The 25,121-nt window shown below is 61.7% G+C and carries 19 protein-coding genes and 1 tRNA gene; 8 read left to right on the top strand and 12 right to left on the bottom strand.

Annotated elements, in window-relative coordinates; all coding sequences use genetic code 11:
• Position 1 precedes the first annotated feature (1 nt).
• The 5 genes from ACX3P0_RS05895 to ACX3P0_RS05875 are packed head-to-tail and all read right to left on the bottom strand — an operon-like array spanning position 2 to position 9,097.
• On the bottom strand, positions 2–1,630 hold the full coding sequence (locus tag ACX3P0_RS05895) for an alpha-D-glucose phosphate-specific phosphoglucomutase (RefSeq protein WP_459087224.1): 1,629 nt from the start codon (positions 1,628–1,630) through the stop codon (positions 2–4).
• Positions 1,627–3,078 carry a glycogen synthase GlgA gene (glgA, locus tag ACX3P0_RS05890; protein WP_459087222.1) on the bottom strand — a complete coding sequence of 484 codons (1,452 nt, stop codon included), beginning with the start codon at positions 3,076–3,078 and terminating at the stop codon, positions 1,627–1,629. The genes ACX3P0_RS05895 and glgA overlap by 4 nt, the downstream gene beginning before the upstream one ends.
• A 1-nt stretch (position 3,079) precedes the next feature.
• Complete coding sequence (gene glgC, locus ACX3P0_RS05885; protein ID WP_459087220.1) at positions 3,080–4,345, bottom strand: glucose-1-phosphate adenylyltransferase; 1,266 nt, start codon at positions 4,343–4,345, stop codon at positions 3,080–3,082.
• A gap of 22 nt (positions 4,346–4,367) precedes the next feature.
• Entirely contained in the window at positions 4,368–6,578 is a 2,211-nt protein-coding gene (glgB, locus tag ACX3P0_RS05880) for a 1,4-alpha-glucan branching protein GlgB (protein WP_459087219.1), read from the bottom strand.
• 56 nt (positions 6,579–6,634) lie between these two features.
• Positions 6,635–9,097 carry a glycogen/starch/alpha-glucan phosphorylase gene (locus ACX3P0_RS05875; protein WP_459087217.1) on the bottom strand — a complete coding sequence of 821 codons (2,463 nt, stop codon included), beginning with the start codon at positions 9,095–9,097 and terminating at the stop codon, positions 6,635–6,637.
• 225 nt (positions 9,098–9,322) lie between these two features.
• On the opposite strand from ACX3P0_RS05875, the gene ACX3P0_RS05870 reads away from it, so the two are divergent.
• Both ACX3P0_RS05870 and ACX3P0_RS05865 read left to right on the top strand, forming a co-directional pair.
• Complete coding sequence (locus ACX3P0_RS05870) at positions 9,323–10,246, top strand: carbohydrate kinase family protein (RefSeq protein WP_459087215.1); 924 nt, start codon at positions 9,323–9,325, stop codon at positions 10,244–10,246.
• A gap of 220 nt (positions 10,247–10,466) precedes the next feature.
• Entirely contained in the window at positions 10,467–11,609 is a 1,143-nt protein-coding gene (locus ACX3P0_RS05865; protein ID WP_459087213.1) for a DegT/DnrJ/EryC1/StrS family aminotransferase, read from the top strand.
• Positions 11,610–11,613: 4 nt separating this feature from the next.
• Here ACX3P0_RS05865 and cysQ read toward each other — a convergent pair whose 3' ends face one another.
• The 4 genes from cysQ to ACX3P0_RS05845 all read right to left on the bottom strand — a co-directional run bounded on the left by cysQ (position 11,614) and on the right by ACX3P0_RS05845 (position 16,178).
• Positions 11,614–12,408, bottom strand: coding sequence for a 3'(2'),5'-bisphosphate nucleotidase CysQ (cysQ, locus tag ACX3P0_RS05860; protein WP_459087857.1), 795 nt, complete (start codon positions 12,406–12,408; stop codon positions 11,614–11,616).
• Positions 12,409–12,418: 10 nt separating this feature from the next.
• On the bottom strand, positions 12,419–14,368 hold the full coding sequence (cysN, locus tag ACX3P0_RS05855) for a sulfate adenylyltransferase subunit CysN (protein WP_459087211.1): 1,950 nt from the start codon (positions 14,366–14,368) through the stop codon (positions 12,419–12,421).
• A 2-nt stretch (positions 14,369–14,370) separates the two neighbouring features.
• Complete coding sequence (gene cysD, locus ACX3P0_RS05850) at positions 14,371–15,276, bottom strand: sulfate adenylyltransferase subunit CysD (RefSeq protein ID WP_459087209.1); 906 nt, start codon at positions 15,274–15,276, stop codon at positions 14,371–14,373.
• Positions 15,277–15,587: 311 nt separating this feature from the next.
• Positions 15,588–16,178, bottom strand: coding sequence for a biotin transporter BioY (locus ACX3P0_RS05845; RefSeq protein ID WP_459087208.1), 591 nt, complete (start codon positions 16,176–16,178; stop codon positions 15,588–15,590).
• Between the two features lie 124 nt (positions 16,179–16,302).
• Here ACX3P0_RS05845 and ACX3P0_RS05840 point away from each other — a divergent pair, with 124 nt between their 5' ends.
• Complete coding sequence (locus ACX3P0_RS05840; protein ID WP_459087206.1) at positions 16,303–17,211, top strand: MBL fold metallo-hydrolase; 909 nt, start codon at positions 16,303–16,305, stop codon at positions 17,209–17,211.
• 5 nt (positions 17,212–17,216) lie between these two features.
• Here ACX3P0_RS05840 and ACX3P0_RS05835 read toward each other — a convergent pair whose 3' ends face one another.
• Both ACX3P0_RS05835 and ACX3P0_RS05830 read right to left on the bottom strand, forming a co-directional pair.
• The gene (locus tag ACX3P0_RS05835) at positions 17,217–18,005 is read right to left on the bottom strand and encodes a DUF1499 domain-containing protein (protein ID WP_459087204.1); all 789 of its coding nucleotides are present in this window, start codon (positions 18,003–18,005) and stop codon (positions 17,217–17,219) included.
• 82 nt (positions 18,006–18,087) lie between these two features.
• Positions 18,088–19,716, bottom strand: coding sequence for a fatty-acid--CoA ligase (locus ACX3P0_RS05830; RefSeq protein ID WP_459087202.1), 1,629 nt, complete (start codon positions 19,714–19,716; stop codon positions 18,088–18,090).
• A gap of 169 nt (positions 19,717–19,885) precedes the next feature.
• Between ACX3P0_RS05830 and ACX3P0_RS05825 the strand changes: the two genes are divergently transcribed.
• Positions 19,886–20,245 (top strand): hypothetical protein, encoded by a 360-nt coding sequence (locus tag ACX3P0_RS05825; protein WP_459087201.1) that lies wholly within the window; start codon positions 19,886–19,888, stop codon positions 20,243–20,245.
• Positions 20,246–20,352: 107 nt separating this feature from the next.
• Here the strand turns inward: ACX3P0_RS05825 and ppdK are convergent, their stop codons facing one another.
• A complete protein-coding gene (gene ppdK, locus ACX3P0_RS05820) occupies positions 20,353–23,016 on the bottom strand; it encodes a pyruvate, phosphate dikinase (RefSeq protein WP_459087199.1) in 2,664 nt (887 codons plus the stop codon).
• Between the two features lie 210 nt (positions 23,017–23,226).
• Here ppdK and ACX3P0_RS05815 point away from each other — a divergent pair, with 210 nt between their 5' ends.
• The 4 genes from ACX3P0_RS05815 to ACX3P0_RS05800 all read left to right on the top strand — a co-directional run bounded on the left by ACX3P0_RS05815 (position 23,227) and on the right by ACX3P0_RS05800 (position 25,031).
• On the top strand, positions 23,227–23,571 hold the full coding sequence (locus ACX3P0_RS05815; RefSeq protein ID WP_459087197.1) for a VOC family protein: 345 nt from the start codon (positions 23,227–23,229) through the stop codon (positions 23,569–23,571).
• A gap of 159 nt (positions 23,572–23,730) precedes the next feature.
• A tRNA-Gln gene (locus ACX3P0_RS05810) sits at positions 23,731–23,805 on the top strand.
• Between the two features lie 189 nt (positions 23,806–23,994).
• On the top strand, positions 23,995–24,561 hold the full coding sequence (locus ACX3P0_RS05805) for a hypothetical protein (RefSeq protein ID WP_459087195.1): 567 nt from the start codon (positions 23,995–23,997) through the stop codon (positions 24,559–24,561).
• 284 nt (positions 24,562–24,845) lie between these two features.
• Entirely contained in the window at positions 24,846–25,031 is a 186-nt protein-coding gene (locus ACX3P0_RS05800) for a Flp family type IVb pilin (RefSeq protein WP_459087193.1), read from the top strand.
• Positions 25,032–25,121 lie beyond the last annotated feature (90 nt).

The following is a 25,121-nucleotide window of genomic DNA, read 5'->3' as shown; positions in this document are numbered from 1 at the left end:
CTCAGGTGATGACAGTAGGCTTGGCTCGCCCGGTATGGCTGTGGATGCCCGCAATATCGTCGGCGGCTGCGATCAGGTCGGCAAGTGCCTCCTGTGTGTCGATGTCGTGCCGGGCCGGGTCAGGCTCGTAGCGTTCGATATAGACGCGGAGCGTCGCCCCGGACGTGCCGGTGCCGGACAGCCGGAAAACCACGCGCGAGCCGCCCTCGAACAGAACGCGGATGCCCTGATGCTCGCTCACCGAGTGGTCGACCGGATCGTGATACGCGAAATCGTCGGCCCTCTCGACCGTCAACCCGCGCACCGTCGTGCCCGGCAGCGAGGCAAGCTTGCCGCGCAATTCGTCAACCAGCGCATTGGCGCGCTCGCTGTCGACCTCTTCGTAATCGTGGCGCGAGTAATAGTTGCGGCCGTAGGTCGCCCAGTGGTCGGTGGCAATCTGCTTGGCGCTTTGCCCGCGCGCCGCCAGGATCGACAGCCATAACAGCACCGCCCACAGCCCATCCTTCTCGCGCACATGGCTGGAGCCGGTTCCGGCACTTTCCTCGCCGCAGATCGTCGCCATGCCGGCGTCGAGCAGATTGCCGAAGAATTTCCAGCCGGTCGGCGTTTCGTAAATACCGATGCCGAGCTTTTCGGCGACCCGGTCGGCAGCGCCGCTGGTCGGCATGGAACGGGCGATGCCCTTCAATCCTGCCTTATAGCCCGGAGCGACGGTCGCGTTGGCCGCCAGCATCGCCAGCGAATCCGACGGCGTGATGAAGATGCCCTTGCCGATGATCAGGTTGCGGTCGCCGTCGCCGTCGGACGCTGCGCCGAAATCCGGCGCATCCGCGCTCATCATCTCGTCATAGAGAGACTTGGCGTGGACGAGGTTCGGGTCCGGGTGATGCCCGCCGAAATCGGGCAGCGGCTTGAAATTACGGCAGGTGCCGTCCGCCGCCCCCAGGCGGTGCTCCAGAATTTCCTTCGCATAAGGCCCTGTCACGGCGTGCATGGCGTCGAAGCGCATGCGGAACCCTGATTTAAAAAACTTCCGCAACGCATTGAAATCGAAAAGACTTTCCATCATGTCGGCATAGTCTTTGACGGAATCGATGACCTCGACGGTCATGCGTTCGATTTTGGTCGTGCCGACCGTGTCGATATCGACGGGAGCGTTGTCGGCGATCTTGAACTGCGAAATCGCCTTCGTCCTGGCGAAGATCGCATCGGTGATTTTCTCAGGCGCAGGGCCTCCGTTTTCGGCGTTGTACTTGATGCCGAAATCGCCATCCGGGCCGCCCGGATTGTGGCTGGCCGACAGGATGATGCCGCCAAACGCCTTGTATTTGCGGATAATGTGTGATGCCGCCGGAGTCGACAGAATGCCGCCCTGCCCGACCATGATTTTGCCAAAACCATTGGCGGCGGCGATGGAAATCGCCTTCTGGATGATCTCGCGGTTATAGTAGCGGCCATCACCGCCGATCACCAGAATCTTGCCCGAAAATCCGTCCAGCGCGTCGAAAATCGACTGGATGAAATTCTCCGCATAATGTTCCTGCTGGAATACTGGCACCTTCTTGCGCAGGCCGGAAGTACCCGGCTTCTGGTCGTCATAGGGCTTGGTCGCGACGGTGCGTATCATGCGTTATCGAGCCTTTTCGAAAGAAGCCGGGAGTAGAGTTCGACGTATTTTTCGGCGCTCCGATCCCAGGACACATCGGCTTTCATGCCTTGGCGCTGGAGCGAGCCCCATATCGGCCGGTTCTGGTAAATCGCCATCATCCGCTGGATCGCGTGCAGCAGCGCGCCGGCGGCGTCTGGCGTGAACTGGAAGCCGGTAGCAACGCCGGCTGAAACCGCCGCCTCGTTGGCGTCGATAATCGTGTCGGCAAGGCCGCCGGTGCGCGCGACGATCGGCACGCAGCCATAGCGCAGGCCGTAAAGCTGGGTCAGGCCGCACGGCTCGAAACGCGATGGGATAACGATGGCATCGCAGCCGCCCTGCATGAGATGCGACAGCCCCTCGTCATAACCGACGACCACGCCGACGCGGCCGCGATGGCGGGCGGCGGCGGCAAGCAGCGCACCTTCCAGCCCTGCGTCGCCCGATCCCAGAACGGCGAGACGCGCGCCGGCTGCGACAAGCCCGTCGATGACGGAGACCAGCGTGTCCATGCCCTTTTGCCAGGTCAGCCGGCTGACCACGCAGACGATCGGACCGTCTTGGCGATCGAGCAAAAACCGCTCTTCCACGGCCGCCTTGTTGGCTTTGCGCGCCTTCAGCGTCTTGGCCGAATAGGTCGACACCAGATGCGGGTCCGTCTCCGGATTCCAGACATCGACATCGATGCCGTTGACGATGCCGTGCAGGTCGCTGGCTCGCATGGTAATCAGCCCGTCCAGACCCATGCCGAACTCGGGCGTGCAGATTTCCTGCGCGTAGGTCGGCGAAACCGTGGTGATCGCCCAGGCGGCCTGCAGCCCCGCCTTGAGGAAGCCGACGCCGCCGTAATATTCGACGCCGTCGAGCGCCATCGCCGATGCCGGCAGGCCGAGTTCAAGAAAAATGCCGGCGGGAAAGCGGCCCTGGAAAGCGAGGTTGTGGACCGTCATCACCGAGGGCGTGCCGGCCGCCTTGCCGTAGCGCATATAGGCCAGCGTCATCGCCGACTGCCAGTCATGCGCGTGGACAATATCCGGTGCATAGCCGGCGACGCCGCCAGCGGCAATGTCCGCGCCGGCCTGGCTGAGCGCTGCGAAACGCTGCCAATTATCCGCCCAGTCGGCCCCGGCCGGATCGCCATAGGGGCCGCCGGGCCGGTCAAACAGATGCGGCGCGTCGAGCACGAACAGGTCGAGCCCGGCAAGTTGCACCGCGTGGATCGCGGCCCTGCCGCCGTACAGTTTAGGATAGGAAAGGACCGCCTTCTTTTTCTTGAACGCGCCCATCACCACCGGATAGCCGGGGATGAGGCTGCGCATGGTCACGCCCTTGCCGGCTAGGGCGACAGGCAGCGCGCCGGCCACGTCTGCCAGTCCACCGGTCTTGATCAGCGGATAGATTTCCGGCGTGACGGAAAGGACCTGCATCCTACAATTCCAGCCTGTCGATCATCGTTTGGGTAATCAGGCAGATGCCTTTTTCGGACACGCGAAAACGCTTGGCGTCGAGCACCGGGTCCTGGCCGACCACCAGCCCTTCGGGTATTTTCACGCCGTGGTCGATGACGACGCGTTTCAAATGCACGTTGCGGCCGACGGTGCAGTCGGGGAGCATCACCACCTCGTCCAGCGACGAGAAGGAATTGATGCGCGCGCCGGTGAAGATCAGGCTGCGCCGCAGCGAGGCACCGGAAACGATGCAGTCGCCCGACACCAGCGACGAGACGGCGGACCCGCGCCTGCCGTCCTCGTCATGCACGAATTTTGCCGGCGGCTTCAATTCGGCATAGGTCCAGATCGGCCAGTCGCCGTCGTAGAGGTCCAGTTCCGGCGTAATGTCGGTCAGGTCGATATTGGCTTCCCAATAGGCGTCGACCGTGCCGACGTCGCGCCAGTAAGCCTGCGCCTCGGAGGTCGAGCGAACGCAAGATTTGGCGAAGCGGTGGGCAATTGCCTTGCCGCCCTTGACGATCTCCGGGATGATGTCCTTGCCGAAGTCGCGGCTCGAATTGGGGTCGGCGGCATCCTTGCGCAGCATTTCCATCAGGAATTTCGTCCTGAAAACATAAATGCCCATCGACGCCAGCGCGAAATCCGGCTTGTCGGGAATGCCGGGCGGATCGGCCGGCTTTTCGACAAAGGACAAGATATTGTCCTTCTTGTCGACATGCATCACGCCGAAGCCGACCGCTTCCATGCGCGGCACTTCAAGACAACCGACGGTAACGTCGGCGCCGGCATCGACATGCTGGCGCAGCATCAGTTCGTAATCCATCTTGTAGATGTGGTCGCCGGCGAGGATGATCATGAATTCCGGGCTGTAGCTCTCAATGATGTCGATGTTCTGATAGACGGCATCGGCGGTGCCTTCGTACCATTGCGTTTCCGAAACGCGCTGGCTGGCCGGCAGGATGTCAAAACTTTCGTTGCGCTCGGGCCGCAAGAAGTTCCAGCCGCGCTGCAAGTGGCGGATCAGCGAATGCGCCTTGTACTGCGTGGCAACGCCAAGCCGGCGGATGCCGGAGTTGAGCGCATTGGACAGGGCGAAATCGATGATGCGGGTCTTGCCGCCGAAATAGACCGCGGGCTTGGCGCGCCGGTCGGTCAGTTCCTTCAGGCGGCTGCCGCGCCCGCCCGCCAGCACATAGGCCATGGCGTCGCGCGCCAGCGGCTGGGTCCGTTTCGTCTCAACCATTTACAGCCTCCAGTTAACCCCACTACGCAACAAGTTCGAGCATGATCGTGGCCAGCGACGGCAGCAGCAGCGTCGCCGAGATTTTCCCACCCTCATTGCAGGCTTCCACCGCACCGCCATTGCCCTTGCCGGAGCCGCCATATTCGGCGGCATCGGTATTGATGATCTCACGCCATTTTCCTTCGACGGGCAGCGGCACTCGATAATTCTCGCGCGGCATGGGCGTGAAATTGCATATGACGGCGACGGGCTTTTCACCCGGTGCGCTGCGCAACCAGGCGAACACCGAATTGGCGCTGTCGTCGACGATCAGCCAGGAAAAACCTTCCGGCTCGCAATCACGCGCATGCAGCGCCGGCTTTGAGCGATAGAGGTGGTTCAGGTCGCGCACTGTGTCGCGCACGCCGCGATGCGGGGCGAAATCCAGCAGGTTCCAGTCGAGCGCGCGCGCTTCCGACCATTCGCGCCGTTGCGCGAATTCCTGTCCCATGAACAGCAGCTTCTTGCCCGGATAGCCCCACATGAAGGCATAGAACGCACGCAGCGTGGCGAACTTCTGCCAGTCGTCGCCCGCCATCTTGCCCAGCAGCGTGCCTTTTCCATGCACAACTTCATCATGGGAAAGCGGCAGCACGAAATTTTCGCTGAAGGCGTAGGTAAGACCGAAAGTGATGTCGTTGTGATGGTGCTTGCGGTGGATCGGCTCCCTGGAAAAATATTCCAGCGTGTCGTGCATGAAGCCCATATTCCACTTGAAGCCGAAGCCCAGGCCGCCCTCATGCACCGGCTGCGAAACCTTCGGCCAGGACGTCGATTCCTCGGCGATGGTCATGACGCCCGGATGGTGGCCGTAAAGCTCCTTGTTCATCTTCTGGAGGAAGCTGACGGCCTCCAGATTTTCGCGCCCGCCCTTTTCGTTCGGCAGCCATTCGCCGGCTTTTCGCGAATAGTCGAGGTAGAGCATGGAGGCGACAGCGTCGACGCGCAGGCCGTCGACATGGTATTTTTCCGCCCAGAACAGCGCATTGTTGACGAGGAACGACACCACCTCGCGGCGGCCAAAATTGTAGATGGCCGTATTCCAGTCGGGATGAAAACCCTTGCGCGGGTCGGCATGCTCATAAAGTGCCGTGCCGTCGAACTTCGCCAAGCCATGCTCGTCCACCGGGAAATGCGCGGGAACCCAATCGAGGATGACACCGATCCCCGCGCGGTGCGCGCCGTCGATGAAGCGGGCAAACCCATCCGGGTCACCGAAGCGGGCCGTCGGCGCATAAAGACCGGTCGTCTGGTAGCCCCATGACGGGTCATAGGGATATTCGGAGATCGGCATGAACTCGATATGGGTGAAGCCCGTATCGACGACATAGGGGATCAGCCGCTCGGCCATTTCGTCCCAGGACAGGAACGAGCCGTCGTCGCGCAACTGCCACGAGCCGGCATGGACCTCATAGATCGAGATCGCCTCGCGCCGCAGATCGGCCTTGCGCCAATAGGCCCGATGCGCGGCGTCGCCCCATTCATGCGCCGGCGGCACGGCGATAACCGAAGCTGTTGCCGGCCGCAGTTCCGACTTGAAGGCGAACGGGTCGGCTTTCAGCGGCAGGCGCACGCCGCCCGGCCCGATTATTTCGTATTTGTAGGCGCGGCCAGCGCCGACATCGGGAAGGAACAATTCCCAGATGCCGGTGTCGCGGCGGTCGCGCATCGGATGGCGGCGGCCGTCCCACTCGTTGAAATCACCAACGACCGAGACACGCCGCGCATTGGGTGCCCAGACGGCGAAATGCACGCCGGAAGCGCCCTCATGCTCGATGAGATGCGCGCCAAGCTTGTCGAACAGGCGCAGATGCGAGCCTTCGGCAATGTAGTAATCGTCCATCGGGCCGAGCACCGGGCCGAACGAATACGGGTCGGTCAGCGTCCACTCGCCGCCGGCGTTTTTCGCGTGATAGCGCAGCGGCTGGCGCTTTTTGATGGAAAGCCTGCCCTCGAAAAAGCCGGCATCGTTGCTGCGTGTCAGTTCGCCGACCTCCTTGCCGGCGAGCGTGCAGGCGATGACGGTCTCGGCACCCGGCACGAAACAGCGGGCGACGATCCCCCTGCCCGCCTGCTGGACACCGAGAACCGCAAACGGATCGCCATGGGTGCCCGCCACAATCGCTGCGACATCGCTGGCTGCGGCTAGCGCCACCGGCTCGACAGACGCTGCGGACGCGCGCGGTGTTCTCATCAAGCGACGCCCTCCCCAAGCGTCTGGCCACATGAAACGGGCCTCATGCAATCACATCAAGCGGGTACGTTCCAGATGTCTTTCGCATATTCGCGGATCGTCCGATCGGAAGAGAACCAGCCGACGCGCGCGACATTGCGGATCGCCCTCGCCTGCCAGTCAGCGCTGTCGCGCCAGACCTCATCCACCTGGCGCTGGGCCGCGGCATAGGCATCGAAATCGGCCGCCACCATGAACCAGTCGCTGTTGTAGATACCGTCGATCAGATCGCGGTAGCGCCCCGGATCGCCGGGCGAAAATACCCCCGATGAGATCGCAGCGAGTGCTTGCGCCAATTCGGGCGACCCTTCGATGACGGCTCGCGGCTGGTAGCCGTTGTCGCGGCGCTCGGCCACTTCTTGCGTCGTCAGGCCGAAAATGAAGATGTTGTCGTCGCCGACACGTTCCTTGATCTCGACATTGGCCCCGTCGAGCGTGCCGATGGTCAGTGCGCCGTTCAGCGCGAACTTCATGTTGCCGGTGCCCGAAGCCTCCATGCCGGCCGTCGAGATTTGCTCCGAGAGGTCGGCGGCCGGTATCATGATTTCGGCCAGGCTGACATTGTAGTTCGGCACGAACACGATTTTCAGAAGGCCGCGCACCGCCGGGTCGCTGTTGATGACGCGGGCGACGTCGTTCGCCAGTTTGATGATGAGCTTGGCGTTGTGATAGCTGGGCGCCGCCTTGCCGCCGAAGAATTTCACGCGCGGCATCCAGTTGCGCTCGGGGTGCGAGCGTATCTGATCGTAGAGCGCAACCGCCTCCAGAATGTTCAGCAGTTGCCGCTTGTACTCGTGGATGCGCTTGATCTGGATGTCGAACAGGGCAGACGGATCGAGTTTGATGCCGAGCCGTTCAGCCACGAGATTGGCGAGCCGCACTTTGTTCGCCCGCTTGACGCCTGAAAATTTCTCGCGAAACCCGGCATCGTCGGCAAACGCCTCCAGTCCCTTGATCGCGTCGATATCGTCGAGAAAGGCGTCGCCGATCGTCTCGCGCGCCAGCGCGGTCAAGCCCGGATTGCACTGGATCAGCCAGCGGCGCGGCGTAATGCCGTTGGTCTTGTTGTTGATGCGCTCAGGGTAGAGCCGGTGAAGATCGGCGAACACTGTCTGCTTCATCAGTTCGGTATGCAGTGCCGACACGCCGTTGATCGAATGCGACCCGACAAAGGCCAGATTGCCCATGCGCACGCGCCGGTCGCCATTTTCCTGGATCAGCGAAATGCGGCCGATCTCCTCGTCGGAAAACGCTTTGGCCGCGCGCGCTTCGATCAGAATCTGCGCGTTGATGGCATAGACGATCTGCATGTGGCGCGGCAAAAGCCGCTCGAACAGCGGCACCGGCCAGCTTTCCAGCGCTTCTGGCAAAAGCGTGTGGTTGGTGTAGCCGAAGGTGCGCTTGGTGACATCCCATGCCGGATCGAAATCCATGCCGTGGATATCCATCAAAAGCCGCATCAATTCGGGAACGGCGATGGCCGGGTGCGTATCGTTGAGGTGGATCGCCGCCTTGTCGGGCAGCGTGGCGAGATCGCCATATTGACTGAGGTGGCGCTGGACGATGTCCTGCAAGGAAGCCGTCGAGAAGAAATACTCCTGCCGAAAGCGCAGTTCCTGCCCTTCCTTGTGCGAGTCCGCCGGATAGAGCACCCGCGACAGCGCATCGGCCTTGTTGCTCTCGGCCAGCGCGCCGATATGGTCGCCGGCGTTGAACTTGTCGAGCAGGATCGGATCGAGCGGCATGCCGGACCATAGCCGCAGCGTGTTGACGCGGTTGGCGCGCCAGCCGACAACCGGCGTATCGTAGGCCACCGCCAGCACCCGTTCAGTGGGCTTCCAGACATGGCGTTCGGGTTCGCCATCCGGCGCGACCATCACCTCGACGGAACCGCCGAAACCGACCTCAAACGAACGCTCGCGGCGTTCGAACTCCCACGGATCGCCATGGTCGAGCCAGGTTTCGGGCAGTTCGACCTGCCAGCCGTCGTGGATTTCCTGCCGGAACATGCCGTTGGCGTAGCGAATGCCATAGCCATGGGCCGGAATATCGACGCTGGCCATCGATTCCATGAAGCAGGCGGCGAGACGGCCAAGGCCGCCATTGCCGAGCGCCGCATCGGGTTCGAGCGCTGCGATCACGTCGAGGTCGACATTCAGCGACGCCAGGGCCGTGCGCATATCCTCCATCAGCCCGAGATTGGAAAAGGCATCGCGCATCAGCCGGCCGATCAGGAATTCGAGCGACAGGTAATAGACACGCTTCTTCTTGTGTTCGTAGGCTTCCTTGGTCGCCTCGATCCAGTGATCGACGATGCGGTCGCGGACCACGACGATGGAAGCGGTCAGCCAGTCATGCGGGGTGGCGACGGTCATGTCCTTGCCGACCCGGTATTTGAGCGCCTTGAGCACCTCGCTGGCAAGCGCCTTGGGGTCGGGCTTTTCCAGACCGGCTTCGGCAATTTTCGTCACACGCGTCATGTCGTCTCTTCAATACTGGCCCGCATCCTGCGGAAATCTTCAAGAATGTATCGCCCCTTGACCGTTCATGCTAGGCGATGGCCAAAGTTTTTCAACCGATTTAAATGACCGAGAACGCCAAGCCACAGACAGATTGTTGCAACCGGTGAGTCCAAGCTTTATGCCGACATCTCAGGCGTTGTGCCGATATCATTGTGTCATCGATTAGCCGGGGACCCGAAAACCATGATCCTTTGCTGCGGGGAAGCCCTTATCGACATGCTGCCGCGCAAAACCAGCGCCGGAGAAGCTGCATTTTCGCCTTATGCCGGCGGGGCGGTGTTCAATACCGCCATTGCGCTCGGGCGGCTCGGCGCGCCGGCCGAGTTCTTTTCCGGCCTGTCCACCGATCTGTTCGGACAACAGCTCACGCGGGTTCTGGCGGACAGCAAAGCCGGGACGCGCTATGCGCATTTTTCGGCGCGGCCGACAACCATGGCCTTTGTCGACCTGAAGGACGGCCATGCCAGCTATCTGTTCTACGACGAGGGAACGGCCGGACGCATGCTGTCACCAGCAGATCTGCCCGACCTCGCCGATGACGTCGACGCCCTGCTGTTCGGCGCGATCAGCCTGATTCCCGAGCCATGCGGGTCGACCTACGAGGCGCTGATGGCGCGGGAATGCGAACGCCGCGTCACCATGCTCGATCCCAACATCCGGCCGGGCTTCATCCCGGATCGGGCCAAGCATACCGAGCGCATCCGGCGGATGATGGGCATGGCCGACATCGTCAAGCTGTCGGACGAGGACCTGGACTGGTTCGGCGAACCGGGGTCGCGCGAAGAGATCGTCCACCGCTGGCTCGGTCGCGGACCGAAGCTGATCGTGGTGACGCGCGGCGGCGACGGCGCTGTCGGCTACACCAAAAACCACAGTGTCGACATCCGGCCGGACAAGGTCGAGGTGGTCGATACGGTCGGGGCCGGCGATACGTTCAATGCCGGCATTCTGGCCTCCCTGCACGAGCAGAAATTGCTGACGAAGGCCGCAATCGCCGATCTGTCACAGTACGCCATACGCGACGCGCTGACGCTGGGAGCCAAGACCGCTGCCGTCACCGTATCGCGCGCTGGCGCCAACCCGCCCTGGCGACACGAACTCGCCTGACTTCACCCGATGCGCGATCACTTTATGTTTATGTTTTTCGCCCCCGGCAAATCGGGTCGCGGCCACCGCGCTACAACGGCTTGATTTAAGCCGCACCGTCGCGCCTCTCGGCAATCGCCACGAAACGCTGCTGCTGCACGAACGGCCCAAGCTGGCGCTTTCTCGATCCGCTCAACTCTGATACGAGCGCTTGTTTCCGGAAAACTTTTTGAGAGCCGACATGCAATTCATCGATCTTGGCGCACAGCGCGCGCGTATCAGCGACCGGCTTAAGGCGGCAATCGACCGCGTCGTCGACGAGGGGCGCTACATCCTCGGGCCGCAGGTCGCGGAATTCGAGGCCAAACTCGCCGATTATATCGGTACCAAGCATGTCATTGCCTGCGCCAACGGCACGGATGCGCTGCTTTTGCCGCTGATGGCATCGGGCATCGGCCCCGGTGATGCGGTGTTCGTGCCCAGCTTCACCTTCGCGGCCACCGCCGAAGTCGTGGCGCTGCGGCAGGCGGAGCCGGTATTCGTCGACGTCGATCCGAAGACCTACAACATCGACATCGCCAGCCTCGAAGCGGCCATTTCCATGGTCAAGAGCGAAGGCCGGCTGAAGCCGAGGGCGATCATCCCCGTCGACCTGTTCGGCCTTGCCGCCGACTACGACGCCCTCATGGCCATCGCCGACCGCGAAAACCTGCTGGTCATCGAAGATGCCGCCCAGTCGATCGGCGGCTCGACGGACGGCAAAATGTGCGGCGCATTCGGCCATGTCGGCTCGACCAGCTTCTATCCGGCAAAGCCGCTCGGCTGCTATGGCGACGGCGGCGCGATGTTCACCAACGACGATGCGTTGGCCGAAAAGCTTCGCTCCTTCGCCTTCCATGGCAAGGGCGAGACGCAGTACGACAACATCCATGTCGGCATCAATTCGCGCCTCGACACAATCCAGGCGGCGATCCTGATCGAAAAGCTGGCCATTCTCGAAGACGAGATGGAAGCCCGCCGCACCGTAGCGCAGCGTTATGCCGATGGCCTTGGCGACATCGTCACGGCAGCGAACAACCCCACCGGCGGACGCTCGGCATGGGCGCAATACGCCATCGAAACGCCGAAGCGCGACGGATTGCGGGCGCATCTCACCGAAAAGGGCATTCCCTCGGTGATCTACTATGTGAAGCCACTGCACGAACAGGTCGCCTACAGCGCCTACCCGAAGACACCGACCGGGCTAAAAGTTTCGGAAGAACTGCCCAACCGCATCCTGTGCCTGCCGATGCACCCCTATCTGAGCGAGGCCGACCAGGACCGCATCATCGAGACGATCCGCAACTATATTGGCTCGAACTCGCAAAACGCAGCCGCAGAGTAAGGATTCAGGCAGAGGCCTTGTTGCCTGTCCTGCCGGTGGCGATGAAATGCGGGTTGGCGAAATCCTCGTCGTCCGGTTGGTTGCGCTTGCCGTAGGCGAGCGGCTTTCCATCCAGCGTCCGCGTCATGCCGCCTGCGGCGCGCAATACGGCGTCGCCGGCAGCCGTATCCCATTCCATCGTGCGGCCGAAGCGTGGATAGACGTCCGCCTCGGCGCTTGCCAGCAGGCAGAATTTCAGCGACGAGCCGACCGAGACGATTTCGGCCGCGCCCAGCGAGCGAATATAGGCGTCGGTTTCCGGCGTGTTGTGCGAGCGGCTGGCGACGACGGCCAGCGGCTCCCCTGCGCCGCGCGCGACAATTAAACGCCGGCCGGTGATTTCGTAATCGCCGTCAATGTCGAGGGTCTCCGCCCTGCCCGGCCTTCCGGAAAAAAAGCGCTTGCTGCACGGCGCAAACACCACGCCGACTTCCGGCCTGCCATCCCGCACCAGCGCGATGTTGACCGTGAAATCGGTGCGGCGGTTGACGAATTCCTTGGTGCCGTCGAGCGGGTCCACCAGGAAGAATGCCCCGTCGAGACGAGGCGGCACGATGCCGACGGAGGCTTCTTCTTCCGCCACGCAGGGAATATCGGGAAACGCCGCACGCAGACCGGACAGGATGATCGCCTCGCTGGCCCTGTCGGCTTCCGTGACGGGCGAACTGTCGGCCTTGTGGTCGACGGCGCAGCCGGCCTGGAAAACGCGCATTACCTCGCGCCCGGCCGTCAGGGCCAGGCGCTCGAATACGTCCAGCATTCGAATGGCGTCAGATTCCGCCGCCGTCATATTGGTCTTCAGCACTGTCGCGCTCGATCAGCCAGAGTTCCAGGGCCTCCACCAGTTGCTCGGGCGAACGCCCCAGCGTCCGCAGGTGGATTTCGGGATTTTCCGGCGCTTCATAGGGGGAATCGACGCCGGTGAAATTCTTGATCTCGCCCTTCAAGGCACGGGCGTAGAGACCCTTGGTATCACGCCGGGCGCATTCCTCGAAAGGTGTATCGACGAATACCTCCACGAACTCTCCGGGCGCCATCAATTCGCGCGCCATGCGCCGCTCGGCGCTGAACGGCGAAATGAAGGACACCAGCACGATCAGCCCCGCATCGGTCATCAGCCGCGCCACTTCCGCCACGCGGCGAATGTTTTCGACACGGTCAGCATCGGTAAAGCCCAGATCCCGATTGAGGCCGTGCCTAACATTGTCGCCGTCCAGCAGAATGGTATGGCGGCCGGCGGAATGCAGCTTCTTCTCCAGCATGTTGGCGACGGTCGACTTGCCCGACCCCGACAAGCCGGTGAACCAGAACACCGCCGGGCGCTGGTTCTTCATCTCCGAGCGCGCGCGCTTGTCGACATCGAGCGATTGCCAGTGGATGTTTTCGGCACGGCGCAGCGCATGCAGGATCATACCCGCGCCCACCGTGGCATTGGTGATGCGGTCGATCAGGATGAAGGCGCCGGTTGCGCGGTTGTCGCCAAACGCATCGAAAACGATCGGCGTACGGGTCGAGATATTGCAAACCCCGACCTCGTTGAGCGCGAGCGACTTTGCCGCCTCATGTGCGAAATCGTTGATGTTGACCCGGTATTTCAGGTCGGTGACGGTGGCACCCGCCTGGTCGGTTTCCGTGCGCAATATGTAGGAGCGGCCTGGTAGAAGCGCGTTTTCGTCGAACCAGACGATGTTGGCGGCAAACTGGTCGGCGACCTGCGGGCGCGCCGTTGGCGAAACCAGCATGTTGCCGCGCGACACTTCCACCTCGTCGTCCAGCATAAGGGTGACGGCCTGTCCGGCCACAGCCTGCTTGAGATCGCCGTCCTGCGTGACGATGCGCTTGATGCGCGCCGCCTTGCCGGATTTGGCGACGACGATCTCGTCGCCTGGCGACACCTGGCCCGACGCCACCGTGCCGGCAAAGCCGCGAAAGTCGAGATTGGGCCGGCTCACATACTGCACGGGAAACCGGAACGGCAGATCGGCGGCATGCTCATCGACCAGCACCGTTTCGAGGTGTTCCATCAGCGTCGGCCCGTCATACCAGGGCGTCTTGTCCGAGCGCCTTGAAACATTGTCGCCGTAGCGGGCCGACATCGGGATCGGCACGATGGTCTGGAAGCCCAGCTTTTGCGCAAACGCGCCGTAATCGGCGACGATCTGCTCAAAAACTTGTTCGTCGAAATCGATGAGGTCGATCTTGTTGACGGCCAGCACGATATGGCGGATGCCGAGCAGCGAGGCGATGACCGAATGACGCCGCGTCTGGCGCAGGACGCCCTGCCTTGCATCGACCAGCACGATGGCAAGATCGGCCGTGGAAGCGCCTGTCGCCATGTTGCGTGTGTACTGCTCATGACCCGGTGTATCGGCGACGATGAACTTGCGTCTTGGCGTGGCGAAGAACCGGTAGGCCACGTCGATGGTGATGCCCTGCTCGCGCTCCGCCTCCAGCCCATCGACCAGCAGCGCGAAATCGACGTCGTCGCCGGTGGTGCCGTGCTTGCGCGAATCGCGTTCGAGCGCCGCCAGCTGATCCTCGAATATCTGCTTGGTATCCGACAACAGCCGCCCGATCAGCGTCGACTTGCCGTCGTCGACGGAGCCGCAGGTGAGGAAGCGTAGCAGCGTCTTGTTTTCCTGCGCGGCAAGATAATCACGCACGCTATCTGCGCCGGGGTCCGTCGCGGCTTGAGAAAGGTTTTCAGCGGTGGAGCGCATTTTCAAAAATATCCTTCGCGCTTCTTCTTTTCCATCGAACCGGCCTCGTCGCGGTCGATCAGCCTGCCCTGCCGCTCGGAGGTGCGCGCCGTGAGCATTTCGCTGACGATCGCCTCCAGCGTGTCGGCATCGGACTCGATCGCGCCCGTCAGCGGGTAGCAGCCGAGGGTGCGAAACCGCACCAGCCGGTTCTCGACCACCTCGCCGGGCAGCAGCTTCATGCGCTCGTCGTCCTTCATGATCAGCATGCCGTCGCGCTCGACCACCGGACGCCGCTTTGCAAAATAAAGCGGCACGATCGGAATATCCTCCTGCAAAATGTATTGCCAGATATCCAGTTCGGTCCAGTTCGACAGCGGAAAGACGCGGATCGATTCGCCTGCGGCAACGCGGGTGTTGTAGATGTTCCACATTTCCGGCCGCTGGTTTTTCGGGTCCCATGCGTGCTGGGCATTGCGGAAGGAGAAGATGCGCTCCTTGGCGCGCGATTTTTCCTCGTCGCGGCGCGCGCCGCCGAAGGCCGCGTCAAAACCGTATTTGTCGAGCGCCTGTCTCAGCCCCACCGTCTTCATGATGTGCGTGTGCGTATTCGAGCCGTGGTCGAACGGGTTGATATGATCGCGAACGCCATCCTGGTTGATGTGGACGATGAGGTCGAAGCCGAGTTTCTTGGCGATGGCGTCGCGAAACGCGATCATTTCGCGGAATTTCCACGTCGTATCGACATGAAGAAAGGGAAAGGGCGGCTTGGCCGGATAAAACGCCTTCATCGCCAGATGCATCAGCACGGAGGAATCCTTGCCGATCGAATAAAGCATCACCGGCTTGGCGAAGTTCGCCGCAACCTCCCGGAAGATGTGGATGGATTCGGCTTCGAGCCGTTGCAGGTGGGTAAGCGGAGCGTGCATTGCCAGGCTATTCTTTCATCGCGCCGCGCAGGTGAACCGTAGCGGCGTCCGATCCGTTCATTGCCGTGTTGTTTAGCAGTTGCGGCGAAGCGAGGCCAATGCGCTTCGCCCTCGCGAAAGTACCGCGCGCGAACAAATTTGCCTTGATTGGCTGGAGCGGGGCAATTTCCTTCCAACCCGAAGGGGCGATGGACGGTCCGTCAACGCAAAGACGCTCCAGCGGGGTTGCCGCTGGAGCGTCTTTATCGTGCGGGAATTCAGTGCCGCGCCGGCTTTCGCTCGCAGGCTCCGCGCTACCGCTTTTGCTTCATTCAGCGCTTCGGAAGCAGCGCCCACACTGCCGGTACCAGGGCCGTAGCCAGCGCGACCTTGATCAGATCCGGCGCGATGAACGGCAGGACGCCGAACTGCCATGACTTTTCAGGGCCGATCAGCATGGCCAGCCAGGCAAACCCCATGGCCATCATGATGACTTCGGCCACGAGGACCGCACCGAAGAATTTTGCGATGCTGCGATCCCAGCCGCGATCCGCCGCCCAGCCGACGATTGCCGCCATGACCACGAAGCCGGCAAGGTAGCCGCCCGTCGTGCCCAGCATGTAAGCCATGCCGATGCCCTTTTCCGGCGTGCTCTGGAATACCGGGAAACCAGCCGCGCCCTGGGCCAGATAAAGAAGAACCGTCGCAACGCCGAGGCGCAGGCCAAAGGCGGCGGCAATCAGCGGCACGGCGAGCGTCTGCAAATTCATGTCGACCGGTCCGAGCACGACTTTCGTCTTGGCGGACAGCGTCAGGAGCAGCGTGCCGGCCACGGCCAGCAAAATCTGCACCGCTAGACGCCCCACGCCTTTTTCCGGCAGGGCAAGAGACACCAGTGGACGCATTGTTGTTGCAGTAGCCATGATCATTCCCATTTCCGTTAACGCCGACGCAGGTGTTGCGGCTTGCGTTTTTCTATATTGGCTTCCGTGCTATGCGGCAATCGGTTTTGCCATTCTGACCCCACCGAGCTTTGTGAACACGCCCATGGCCCTCAATTTCGATGCCAGTTTCGACCCGGCTTATGGCGAGGCCATATCGGTTGCGCAAAACGTCCTTCGCCTGACCGCTCCCAACCCCAGCCCGTTCACGTTTCACGGCACCAACAGCTATGTCGTCGGCAGCGATTCTCTGGCCGTGATCGACCCCGGCCCCGACAACGACGCCCACCTGAATGCCTTGCTGAAAGCCATCGGCGGGCGGCCGGTCAGCCACATTTTCGTCAGCCATACGCACCGGGATCATTCGCCGCTCGCCGCCCGGCTGAAGGCGCAAACCGGGGCGCTCGTGCTGGCGCAAGGCCCGCACCGCCCGGCCCGGCCGCTGCGTATCGGTGAAATCAATCCGCTCGATGCCAGCGCCGACACGGATTTTGCACCCGACATTGCGTTTCCGGATGGATCGGTCATCGACGGCGACGGCTGGTCGATCCGTGCGGTGGCGACGCCGGGCCACGCCGCCAACCACCTCGCTTTCGCGCACGAAGGCACCGGCATCCTGTTTTCGGCCGACCATGTCATGGCGTGGGCGACCACCATCGTCGCGCCGCCCGATGGCGCGATGGCCGACTACATGAAATCTCTGGATAAGCTGATCGCCCGCGACGACCGGTTGCTGCTGCCCGGCCATGGCGGCCCGGTAACAAAACCGCGCACCTTCATGCGCGGCTTGAAGGCGCACCGCAAAATGCGCGAGCGCGCCATTCTGGAACGCGTCGTCATGGGTGATCGCACCATCAAGACCATTGTCGAAGCCATCTATCGCGGCACGGACCCGCGCCTGCACGGCGCCGCCGGCCTTTCCGTCCTCGCCCATCTGGAAGATCTTGTCGCGCGCGGCCTCGTCGTCACGGAAGGCGAGTTGGCGCTGGATGGGATTTTCCTGCCCGCTCCATAGCTGAGCTATTCGGCTGCTGCCGTACCGACGCGCCCGGCAACTTCCTGATCCAGTTCCGCCAGAAAACCTGCGATGCGCGCCGCGTTGTCGCCGAGGTCGTAGCGGCCGTACCGCGACGCCGAGCGCATATCGACAAGCGTCGCATCGCCGCTATCGGTCACGCGGATGGCGACATCGGCGGGAAGGTCGAGGATGAAGCTTTTGGCCACGGTGTCGATGATGACCTCGCTTTGCGCATCGGCGGCAGGAATGGGTCCGGTCAGCGGCCAGCCCTGACGCTTCGCCACCGTCTCCACGGCATCGACGATTTCATCCGCCGGTGCGTCGTAGCTGCGCCCGGTCGCCAGCGGGTAATTTTCCGCCTGCAGCCGCTGTTCGCCCGGAGTGAGCGGCGCAAGCACGTTCATATCCCTCGACCGATCGACAGCGCTGGCAAGAGCCGGCGGATCGGCAAGGTCGGTCGATATATCGCGCAGCGGCGGCGTGGTGGCGATCTGGTAGGCCACGAACCCGTAAGGCGCCAGCACCAGCAGCGCACCCAGGGCGCCGACGGTCAGGTCGCGGCCGCCCCGGTCGCCGAAATTCCACAGCCGCGAAAAGGCCAAGCCGGCGAAAAGCAAGGCAAGTGCCGCCAGCAGGGCAACCAGGCCGAGCACCCAAAGATAGCCCTGCGTTTCCACCAGCCCGAAGTGATGCCCCAGCCAGACCGTCGCCAGCAACACCAGCGAAAAAGCAGCCACGCGCCGCGACCAGCCCGCTGCCTTCGACGTCTGCCGCTCAGGATAGCTGCCCATGAAATCTCGCCGCACATTCCAACCCCGTCCGCGCAAGGCTTAGACAATTTTCGCTCACGTTTGAAGCCGAAAGCGTGCCGGCCTATTGCGTCGGCAGACGATAGTTCCTGAATTGCTCCCGCAGCGCGGTTTTCTGGATCTTGCCGGTAGCGGTATGGGGGATTTCGTCAACGAAGGCGACGTCGTCCGGCATCCACCATTTCGCGACCTTGCCTTCCATGAAGCCGAGGATCTCCGCCTTGGCGACCTCCCTGCCCGGCTTGCGCACGACAACCAGAAGCGGCCTCTCGTCCCATTTGGCGTGCGGCACTCCGATGACCGCCGCTTCCGCGACGTCCGGATGGCCGACAGCCAGATTTTCCAGTTCGATGGTGGAAATCCACTCGCCGCCCGATTTGATGACGTCCTTGGCGCGGTCGGTGATCTGCATGTAGCCGTTGGGGTCGATATGCGCGACGTCGCCGGTATCGAACCAGCCTTCCGTGTCGAACTGCTCCGCGCCGGTATCGCCATAATAGGCGCGCGCCACGGCCGGGCCCCGCACCTTCAGCCGCCCGAATGTCCTGCCGTCCCACGCACGTACGTTGTTTTCGTCATCCGTCACCTTCAATTCGACGCCGAACGGCGCGAAGCCTTGCGTTTTCTGGACGTCGAGCTTGGCCTCCCCGGTCAGGCCGGCAACTTCGGGCTTCATCGTCCCCAATGTGCCGAGCGGCGACATCTCCGTCATGCCCCAGGCATGGACGACCTCGACGCCGTAATTGTCCTCGAATTTCTGGGCTATCGCACGAGGGCAGGCCGAACCGCCGATGACGACTTTTTTCAGATGCGGCAATTGTCTTCCCGTTTCCTCCAGATATTGCAGCAGCATCAGCCAAACCGTCGGCACGGCCGCGCTGAACGTCACTTTTTCCGTGTCGAGCAATTCATAGATCGAAGCGCCGTCCATCTTGCCGCCGGGCATGACCAGCTTGGCCCCGACCATGGGTGCTGCCTGGCCAAGCCCCCACGCATTGGCGTGGAACATCGGCACGACGGGCAGGATGACATCGCGCGACGACAGGCCCATGGCGTCCGGCATGGCGCCGATCATGGCGTGCAGCACATTGGAGCGGTGACTGTAGAGAACGCCCTTGGGTTCGCCTGTGGTGCCGGAGGTGTAGCACATGCCGGCCGCAGTGTTTTCATCGAACGTTTTCCACTGAAAATCGCCGTCGGCTTCTTCCAGCCATTCCTCGTAGGCCACCGCGCCTTGCAGCGTCGTTTGCGGCATGTGTGCGCGATCGGTCAAAACGATCACCTTTTGCAGCGACGGAACCGCTCCGGCGATCTTTTCGACCAACGGCAGGAAAGTCAGGTCGACGAAAATCGCCTTGTCCTTGGCATGGTTCATGATCCAGGCGATCTGCTCGGGAAACAGGCGCGGATTGAGCGTGTGGTAGATCGCGCCGATGCCCATGATGCCATACCAGGCCTCGATGTGACGGGCGGTGTTCCAGGCCAGCGTCGCGATTCGGTCGCCAAGCCCGTAGCCGTCCCGCTCCAGAAGCTGCGCAACCTTGAGCGCCCGCAAGCGGATGTCGGCATAGGTCGTGCGTACGACCGGCCCTTCTATGGAGCGGGAAACGACCTCGCGCCTGCCGTGCTGCAGGGCTGCATAGTCGATCAACTTGTGGCAAAGCAGGGGCCACTCCTGCATCAATCCCAGCATGATGGTCCTCCCTCTCTTTATTTTTGGGCCTTTTCTTTAGTTTTGGGAAGAACGGGCCGATTGTCCAGCATGGATGCATGCGGCCAAGGCCGAACGTCATAATCCAGCCACTGTAAGCGCCGATCCTGACCGGCAAGGGGCGCGACTGGCGAAACGAATGAGGTCTCGCATGGAAGTGCATGACGATGACGCAATCCTTGAAAGCACGCTGGCCGAAAGCCTTGGCGAACTTGTACCGGACAACCACGCCGTTTCCGACGACGCGTTCGTCGAAGTCGTGGCCGGTGCGCTGGAAGCGGTGAGCGGCACGTTGCTGTTCAGGATGCGGGCCGAAATCGACGGGCAGGAACAGCACGTCGCGGCCGCCAGCTTCGGTGACGGCGGCAACCGTCAATTCCTGCTCCTGACATTGCCGGCCAGCGGCGGCGGCGCGCTGAAGGTCGAACCCATATCCAAAAGCGCCAACCCGGTTGCCGGCATCGCAGCCGCCTATGCCGGCTTGATGGACGCGTTTCAGGCCGCAGCTTGATCAGTCGCCAGCCCGCCGAAATCGGAGAGCTTGCGGGGAAGACGGTCACGCATTGATTCGGGTAACCGTCCTAACCGTTTGTTCCTAAATCGGTTATTCCTACCGCCTCACTGCTTCTTCACCGCCGCCTGCGCCGCCGCGAGACGAGCAATGGGCACCCGGTAGGGCGAGCAGGAAACGTAGTCCAAGCCGACATCCTCGCAGAAATGGATCGATGCCGGGTCGCCGCCATGTTCGCCGCAGATGCCGAGCTTGATTGCCGGACGCACCGCCCTGCCCTTCGCCGCCGCCATGCGCACCAGCTCGCCGACGCCCTCCACGTCGATCGACACAAACGGGTCCTGCTCGACGATGCCTTTTTGCCGGTACGTCTCCAGGAACGACGCCGCATCGTCGCGCGAAATGCCGAAGGTTGTCTGCGTCAAATCGTTGGTGCCGAAGGAGAAGAACTCGGCGGTGGCGGCGATGACACCGGCGCGGATCGCGGCACGCGGCAATTCGATCATGGTGCCGGTGAGATAGTCGATATGGACGCCGGTTTCTTCCATGACGCTCTTGGCCACGGCATCGATGCGTGCCTTGACGTAGGCGAACTCCTTTTCGATGCCGACCAGCGGCACCATGATTTCCGGAACGACCAGCGCTCCAGCCTTGCGCCCCGCCTCGACCGCCGCCTCGAAAATGGCGCGCGCCTGCATTTCGGCGATCTCCGGATAGGAGACCGCCAGCCGACATCCGCGATGCCCCAGCATCGGGTTGAACTCGTGCAGGGCTTCGGTGCGCTGGCGTAGCTTGTCCGCCGGCACGTTCATGACGCGTGCCACTTCCGCGATTTCTTCTTCCGTCTTCGGCAGGAACTCATGCAGCGGCGGATCGAGCAGGCGGATCGTCACCGGCAGGCCCGCCATGATCTCGAACAGTTCGAGGAAATCGGCGCGCTGCATGGGCAGCAGCTTGTCGAGCGCGGTGCGCCGGTCCTTCTCGGTATCGGCCAAAATCATCTCGCGCATGGCAACGATGCGGTCGCCGTCGAAGAACATATGTTCGGTGCGGCAAAGCCCGATGCCTTCCGCGCCGAAGGAACGCGCCATGCGCGCGTCCGCCGGCGTTTCGGCATTGGTGCGCACCTTCATGCGGCGCGCGGCATCCGCCCACTCCATGATCGCTGCGAAGTCGCCGGATAATTCCGGCTGCAGCATCGGCACGGCTCCCTTGAGCACCTGGCCGTTGCTGCCGTCGATGGTGACGATGTCACCCTTGTTCAGGACGATGCCCCGCGCCGTCATGGTGCCGGCCTTGTAATCGACGCGCAGCGTGCCGGCCCCCGATACGCAAGGCTTGCCCATGCCACGCGCCACCACGGCGGCATGGCTGGTCATGCCGCCACGCGTCGTCAGGATACCCTCGGAGGCATGCATGCCGTGAATGTCTTCGGGGCTGGTCTCGATGCGAACGAGGATGGCCTTGCGGCCCTGCTTCTTCAGTTCTTCCGCGTCGTCGGACGAAAACACGATCTCGCCGGTGGCAGCACCCGGCGAGGCCGGCAGGCCCATGCAGATGACATCGCGCGCGGCCTTCGGGTCGATAGTCGGATGCAGCAACTGATCGAGCGAGGCCGGGTCGATGCGGGCAACCGCCTCGGCCTCGGTAATCATGCCGTCCCTGGCCATGTCGACCGCGATCCTCAGCGCGGCTTTCGCGGTGCGCTTGCCCGAGCGCGTCTGCAACATCCACAATTTGCCGCGCTCGATGGTGAATTCGAGGTCCTGCATATCGCGGTAATGCTGTTCCAGCCGGTTGGAAATCTCAACGAAGTTATTAAACGCATCCGGCATCAACTTCTGCAGGGAAGGCTTGTCGGAACCCGCCGCAATGCGCGCCGTTTCCGTGATATTCTGCGGCGTGCGGATGCCGGCGACTACATCCTCGCCCTGCGCGTTGACCAGGAACTCGCCGTAAAGCTGCTTTTCGCCGGTCGAGGGATTGCGGGTAAAGGCAACGCCGGTGGCCGAGGTTTCGCCCATATTGCCGAACACCATGGCCTGCACGTTGACCGCCGTGCCCCAGCTTTGGGGAATGTCGTGCAGGCGGCGGTAGGTGATGGCGCGCGCGTTCATCCAGCTCGAAAACACCGCGCCGATGGCGCCCCAAAGCTGCTCGCGCGGCGCTTGCGGGAACGGCTTGCCCAGTTCTTCCTCGATCTGCTTCTTGTAGAGGGCAATGACCCCCTGCCATTCGGCGGCAGACAGTTCTGTGTCGAGTTCATGACCGAGCGATGCCTTCTGGTCCTCGAGGATTTCCTCGAACACCTCATGGTCCAGCCCCATGACCACATTGCAGTACATCTGGATGAAGCGGCGGTAGCTGTCATAGGCGAAACGCTCATCGCCGGAGTCGGCGGCCAGAGCCTCGACCGTCTCGTCGTTCAGGCCAAGATTGAGCACCGTGTCCATCATGCCGGGCATCGACGCGCGCGCGCCGGAGCGCACCGAAACCAGCTGCAATTTCTGCGGATCGCCGAAGCGGCGGCCCGTCAGCCGCGCGATATGATCGAGGGCTTTATCGATTTCGCTTTCGAAAGCGGGAGGGAACGCCTGGCCGTTGTCATAGTACCAATTGCACATTGCACTGGTGATGGTGAAGCCGGGCGGCACCGGCAGGCCAAGGCTGCACATTTCGGCGAGGTTGGCCCCTTTGCCGCCGAGCAGGTTCTTGTCGGAGGCTCGCCCCTCGGCCGCCCCGTCACCGAAGGTGTAGATCCACTTGGTCATGCATGTTCTCCAGTGCTCGGAGATTGGAAAAGGCTCGACGAAGCCAACGGTTCCGCCCCTGTCGCAAAGATGCGATATGACGCGGCCGTGCGAAAGGCAAGGCTACGTGTCTGCAAGGGCCCGCTACAATCGATTAAGGAAACCCAAGCCGAAACCACTTGCGTACGGCTAAGAGCAGTATTAGAACATAAAGAGAACGAGAGGTGAGCGATGAAACAGAACGGCAAGCTCGATTATCTTGAAATGCCGGCGGTCGGCGGCACGCTGGACAGCGTCAAGGCATTCTACAGCGCTGCTTTTTCGTGGTCGTTTACCGATTACGGGCCGAATTACTCCGCCTTCAGCGAAGGCCTGGACGGCGGCTTCCAGACCGACGGCTCGGACGCCGTGGCAAAGCCCTTGCCGGTGCTTTATTCGGAAAATCTGGAAGAGAGCCTGGACGCGGTGGAAAAGGCCGGCGGCAGGATCGTGCGGCCGATCTTCGCGTTTCCGGGTGGAAGACGCTTCCATTTTGCCGATCCGGCCGGCAACGAACTAGCGGTATGGGGCGAGTAGATCGCCTTACGCCGGCTGATTTGCGCGGTTCGGTCCCTTGCCGGACGCGTGCATCGGGTGGGTCGGGAAAACCGGCTTCAAAGGCTGGCGCAAACGCATTGTGCTTTTGATCGGCTCTGCTTATAAGGCCGCTCGTGTCGATTCAGCCTATCGGCCTGTTGGGGCGTCGCCAAGCGGTAAGGCAACGGTTTTTGATACCGTCATTCCCAGGTTCGAATCCTGGCGCCCCAGCCATTGACTAAAAGCACAACAAAAACAACAACTTATAGGAAATTCAATTTTCCGGTGTATAGTATTCTAGGTCAGTTGTTTAGGGCTTTTTCTAGGTCACTTCGGCCTATGGGAATCAGCACCCCCACGACTCTTGACGGTGAGTCCGGCCTATGGTCGGTTGTCTCTGGGCAATACCTTGGGGGACTGATTTTGAAAAAGCTGATTCCTATTGCGGCAGCGCTTGCGCTCGCAGGGTGCCAGTCATCTTCGGAGTTACAGACGGCAGTTGCGAACGCCAATCCTACCCCCGCCTCAATCAACATTTCGGATTTGCTTGCGGTGATCGCGATTATCGTTTCCGTTGGTGCATTGGCACTGGAGGTTCGGCGATGGGTGGAGACCGGACCGAGCCTAGTTCTCAACCTTATGGAGGATGCCATTGAAATACCCGCCGGAGACAACAAGCCAAAACTTGCGCTATTTGTGACAAACCGGGGTTCAGTGCCGACTACGATTACCAACATGGTTCTCTACGAATATCCGTCTGCTTGGGCGCGGTATCGGAAGCGGTCAACAATGCAGGCGGTAGTCAATTGTCAAACTGTTCCGGCTGAAGTGGGCATTAATCGTCAATGGATGGGAAAAATGCTCTATGACGATCAAACCATGAAAGCACGACAAGAGGGGCGGCTGTATGTCGGCGTTATCGCTTCCCATTCGCAAAAAAAATATCTGGTGAAGGTGCCTCCTCGCGTTGCAGAACCCCTGCAAACATAACAAAGGGGCGCGGGTGGGTTAGCCCCATTGTGATCGTTACTCCTCAACTGTGGCTTAAGCTGCCACACTTGGTCTGATCGTATCGGGCCAGATGTCGCCTGCGATCCTAATCATTTCAATTTTCGTTGTTCTTTTCACCTGTTATTAAGCAATCCGCTTGATACGCTTTATTCACCATCTCTTTTAACCTGCAAGAAATCGCTCGTTGCTATTGTGAGGCACGGTTCGAAAAGAAGCCGTAAGAAAATGGCATTCACAACGGTCAGCAAGCAGAGGGTTTCTCCATGGCAAAGCTTTTCAAGAATTTCTGCAACGACGAGTCCGGCGCAACGGCGATTGAATATGGTTTGATCGCGGCACTTATCGCACTGGCGATTATGTTTGGCGCAGGCGCGCTGGGCAACAGCATCGGCGGAAAATTTAACACCATCGCGGGCAAGTTGGACACCGCCGGCGGCACCACTCCCTAATCACTAATCCCGACCCAGGGACAACTGTGGGGGTCGCTTTCGGGCGGCCCCTTTTTTTATGGATTTGAAAAGCCCGCCGGGGGTAAGCGG

The sequence above is a fragment of the Mesorhizobium sp. A556 genome, from assembly GCF_054489545.1.
Note: the sequence above shows the minus strand (reverse complement) of the source record. Positions and strands in the feature narration are given on the sequence as shown.

Coding starts and splice junctions, on each gene's coding strand:
- ACX3P0_RS05895 (WP_459087224.1), bottom strand. CDS start 1,630: ATGATACGCACCGTCGCGACCAAGCCCTATGACGACCAGAAGCCGGGT.
- glgA (WP_459087222.1), bottom strand. CDS start 3,078: ATGCAGGTCCTTTCCGTCACGCCGGAAATCTATCCGCTGATCAAGACC.
- glgC (WP_459087220.1), bottom strand. CDS start 4,345: ATGGTTGAGACGAAACGGACCCAGCCGCTGGCGCGCGACGCCATGGCC.
- glgB (WP_459087219.1), bottom strand. CDS start 6,578: ATGAGAACACCGCGCGCGTCCGCAGCGTCTGTCGAGCCGGTGGCGCTA.
- ACX3P0_RS05875 (WP_459087217.1), bottom strand. CDS start 9,097: ATGACGCGTGTGACGAAAATTGCCGAAGCCGGTCTGGAAAAGCCCGAC.
- ACX3P0_RS05870 (WP_459087215.1), top strand. CDS start 9,323: ATGATCCTTTGCTGCGGGGAAGCCCTTATCGACATGCTGCCGCGCAAA.
- ACX3P0_RS05865 (WP_459087213.1), top strand. CDS start 10,467: ATGCAATTCATCGATCTTGGCGCACAGCGCGCGCGTATCAGCGACCGG.
- cysQ (WP_459087857.1), bottom strand. CDS start 12,408: ATGCTGGACGTATTCGAGCGCCTGGCCCTGACGGCCGGGCGCGAGGTA.
- cysN (WP_459087211.1), bottom strand. CDS start 14,368: ATGCGCTCCACCGCTGAAAACCTTTCTCAAGCCGCGACGGACCCCGGC.
- cysD (WP_459087209.1), bottom strand. CDS start 15,276: ATGCACGCTCCGCTTACCCACCTGCAACGGCTCGAAGCCGAATCCATC.
- ACX3P0_RS05845 (WP_459087208.1), bottom strand. CDS start 16,178: ATGGCTACTGCAACAACAATGCGTCCACTGGTGTCTCTTGCCCTGCCG.
- ACX3P0_RS05840 (WP_459087206.1), top strand. CDS start 16,303: ATGGCCCTCAATTTCGATGCCAGTTTCGACCCGGCTTATGGCGAGGCC.
- ACX3P0_RS05835 (WP_459087204.1), bottom strand. CDS start 18,005: ATGGGCAGCTATCCTGAGCGGCAGACGTCGAAGGCAGCGGGCTGGTCG.
- ACX3P0_RS05830 (WP_459087202.1), bottom strand. CDS start 19,716: ATGCTGGGATTGATGCAGGAGTGGCCCCTGCTTTGCCACAAGTTGATC.
- ACX3P0_RS05825 (WP_459087201.1), top strand. CDS start 19,886: ATGGAAGTGCATGACGATGACGCAATCCTTGAAAGCACGCTGGCCGAA.
- ppdK (WP_459087199.1), bottom strand. CDS start 23,016: ATGACCAAGTGGATCTACACCTTCGGTGACGGGGCGGCCGAGGGGCGA.
- ACX3P0_RS05815 (WP_459087197.1), top strand. CDS start 23,227: ATGAAACAGAACGGCAAGCTCGATTATCTTGAAATGCCGGCGGTCGGC.
- ACX3P0_RS05800 (WP_459087193.1), top strand. CDS start 24,846: ATGGCAAAGCTTTTCAAGAATTTCTGCAACGACGAGTCCGGCGCAACG.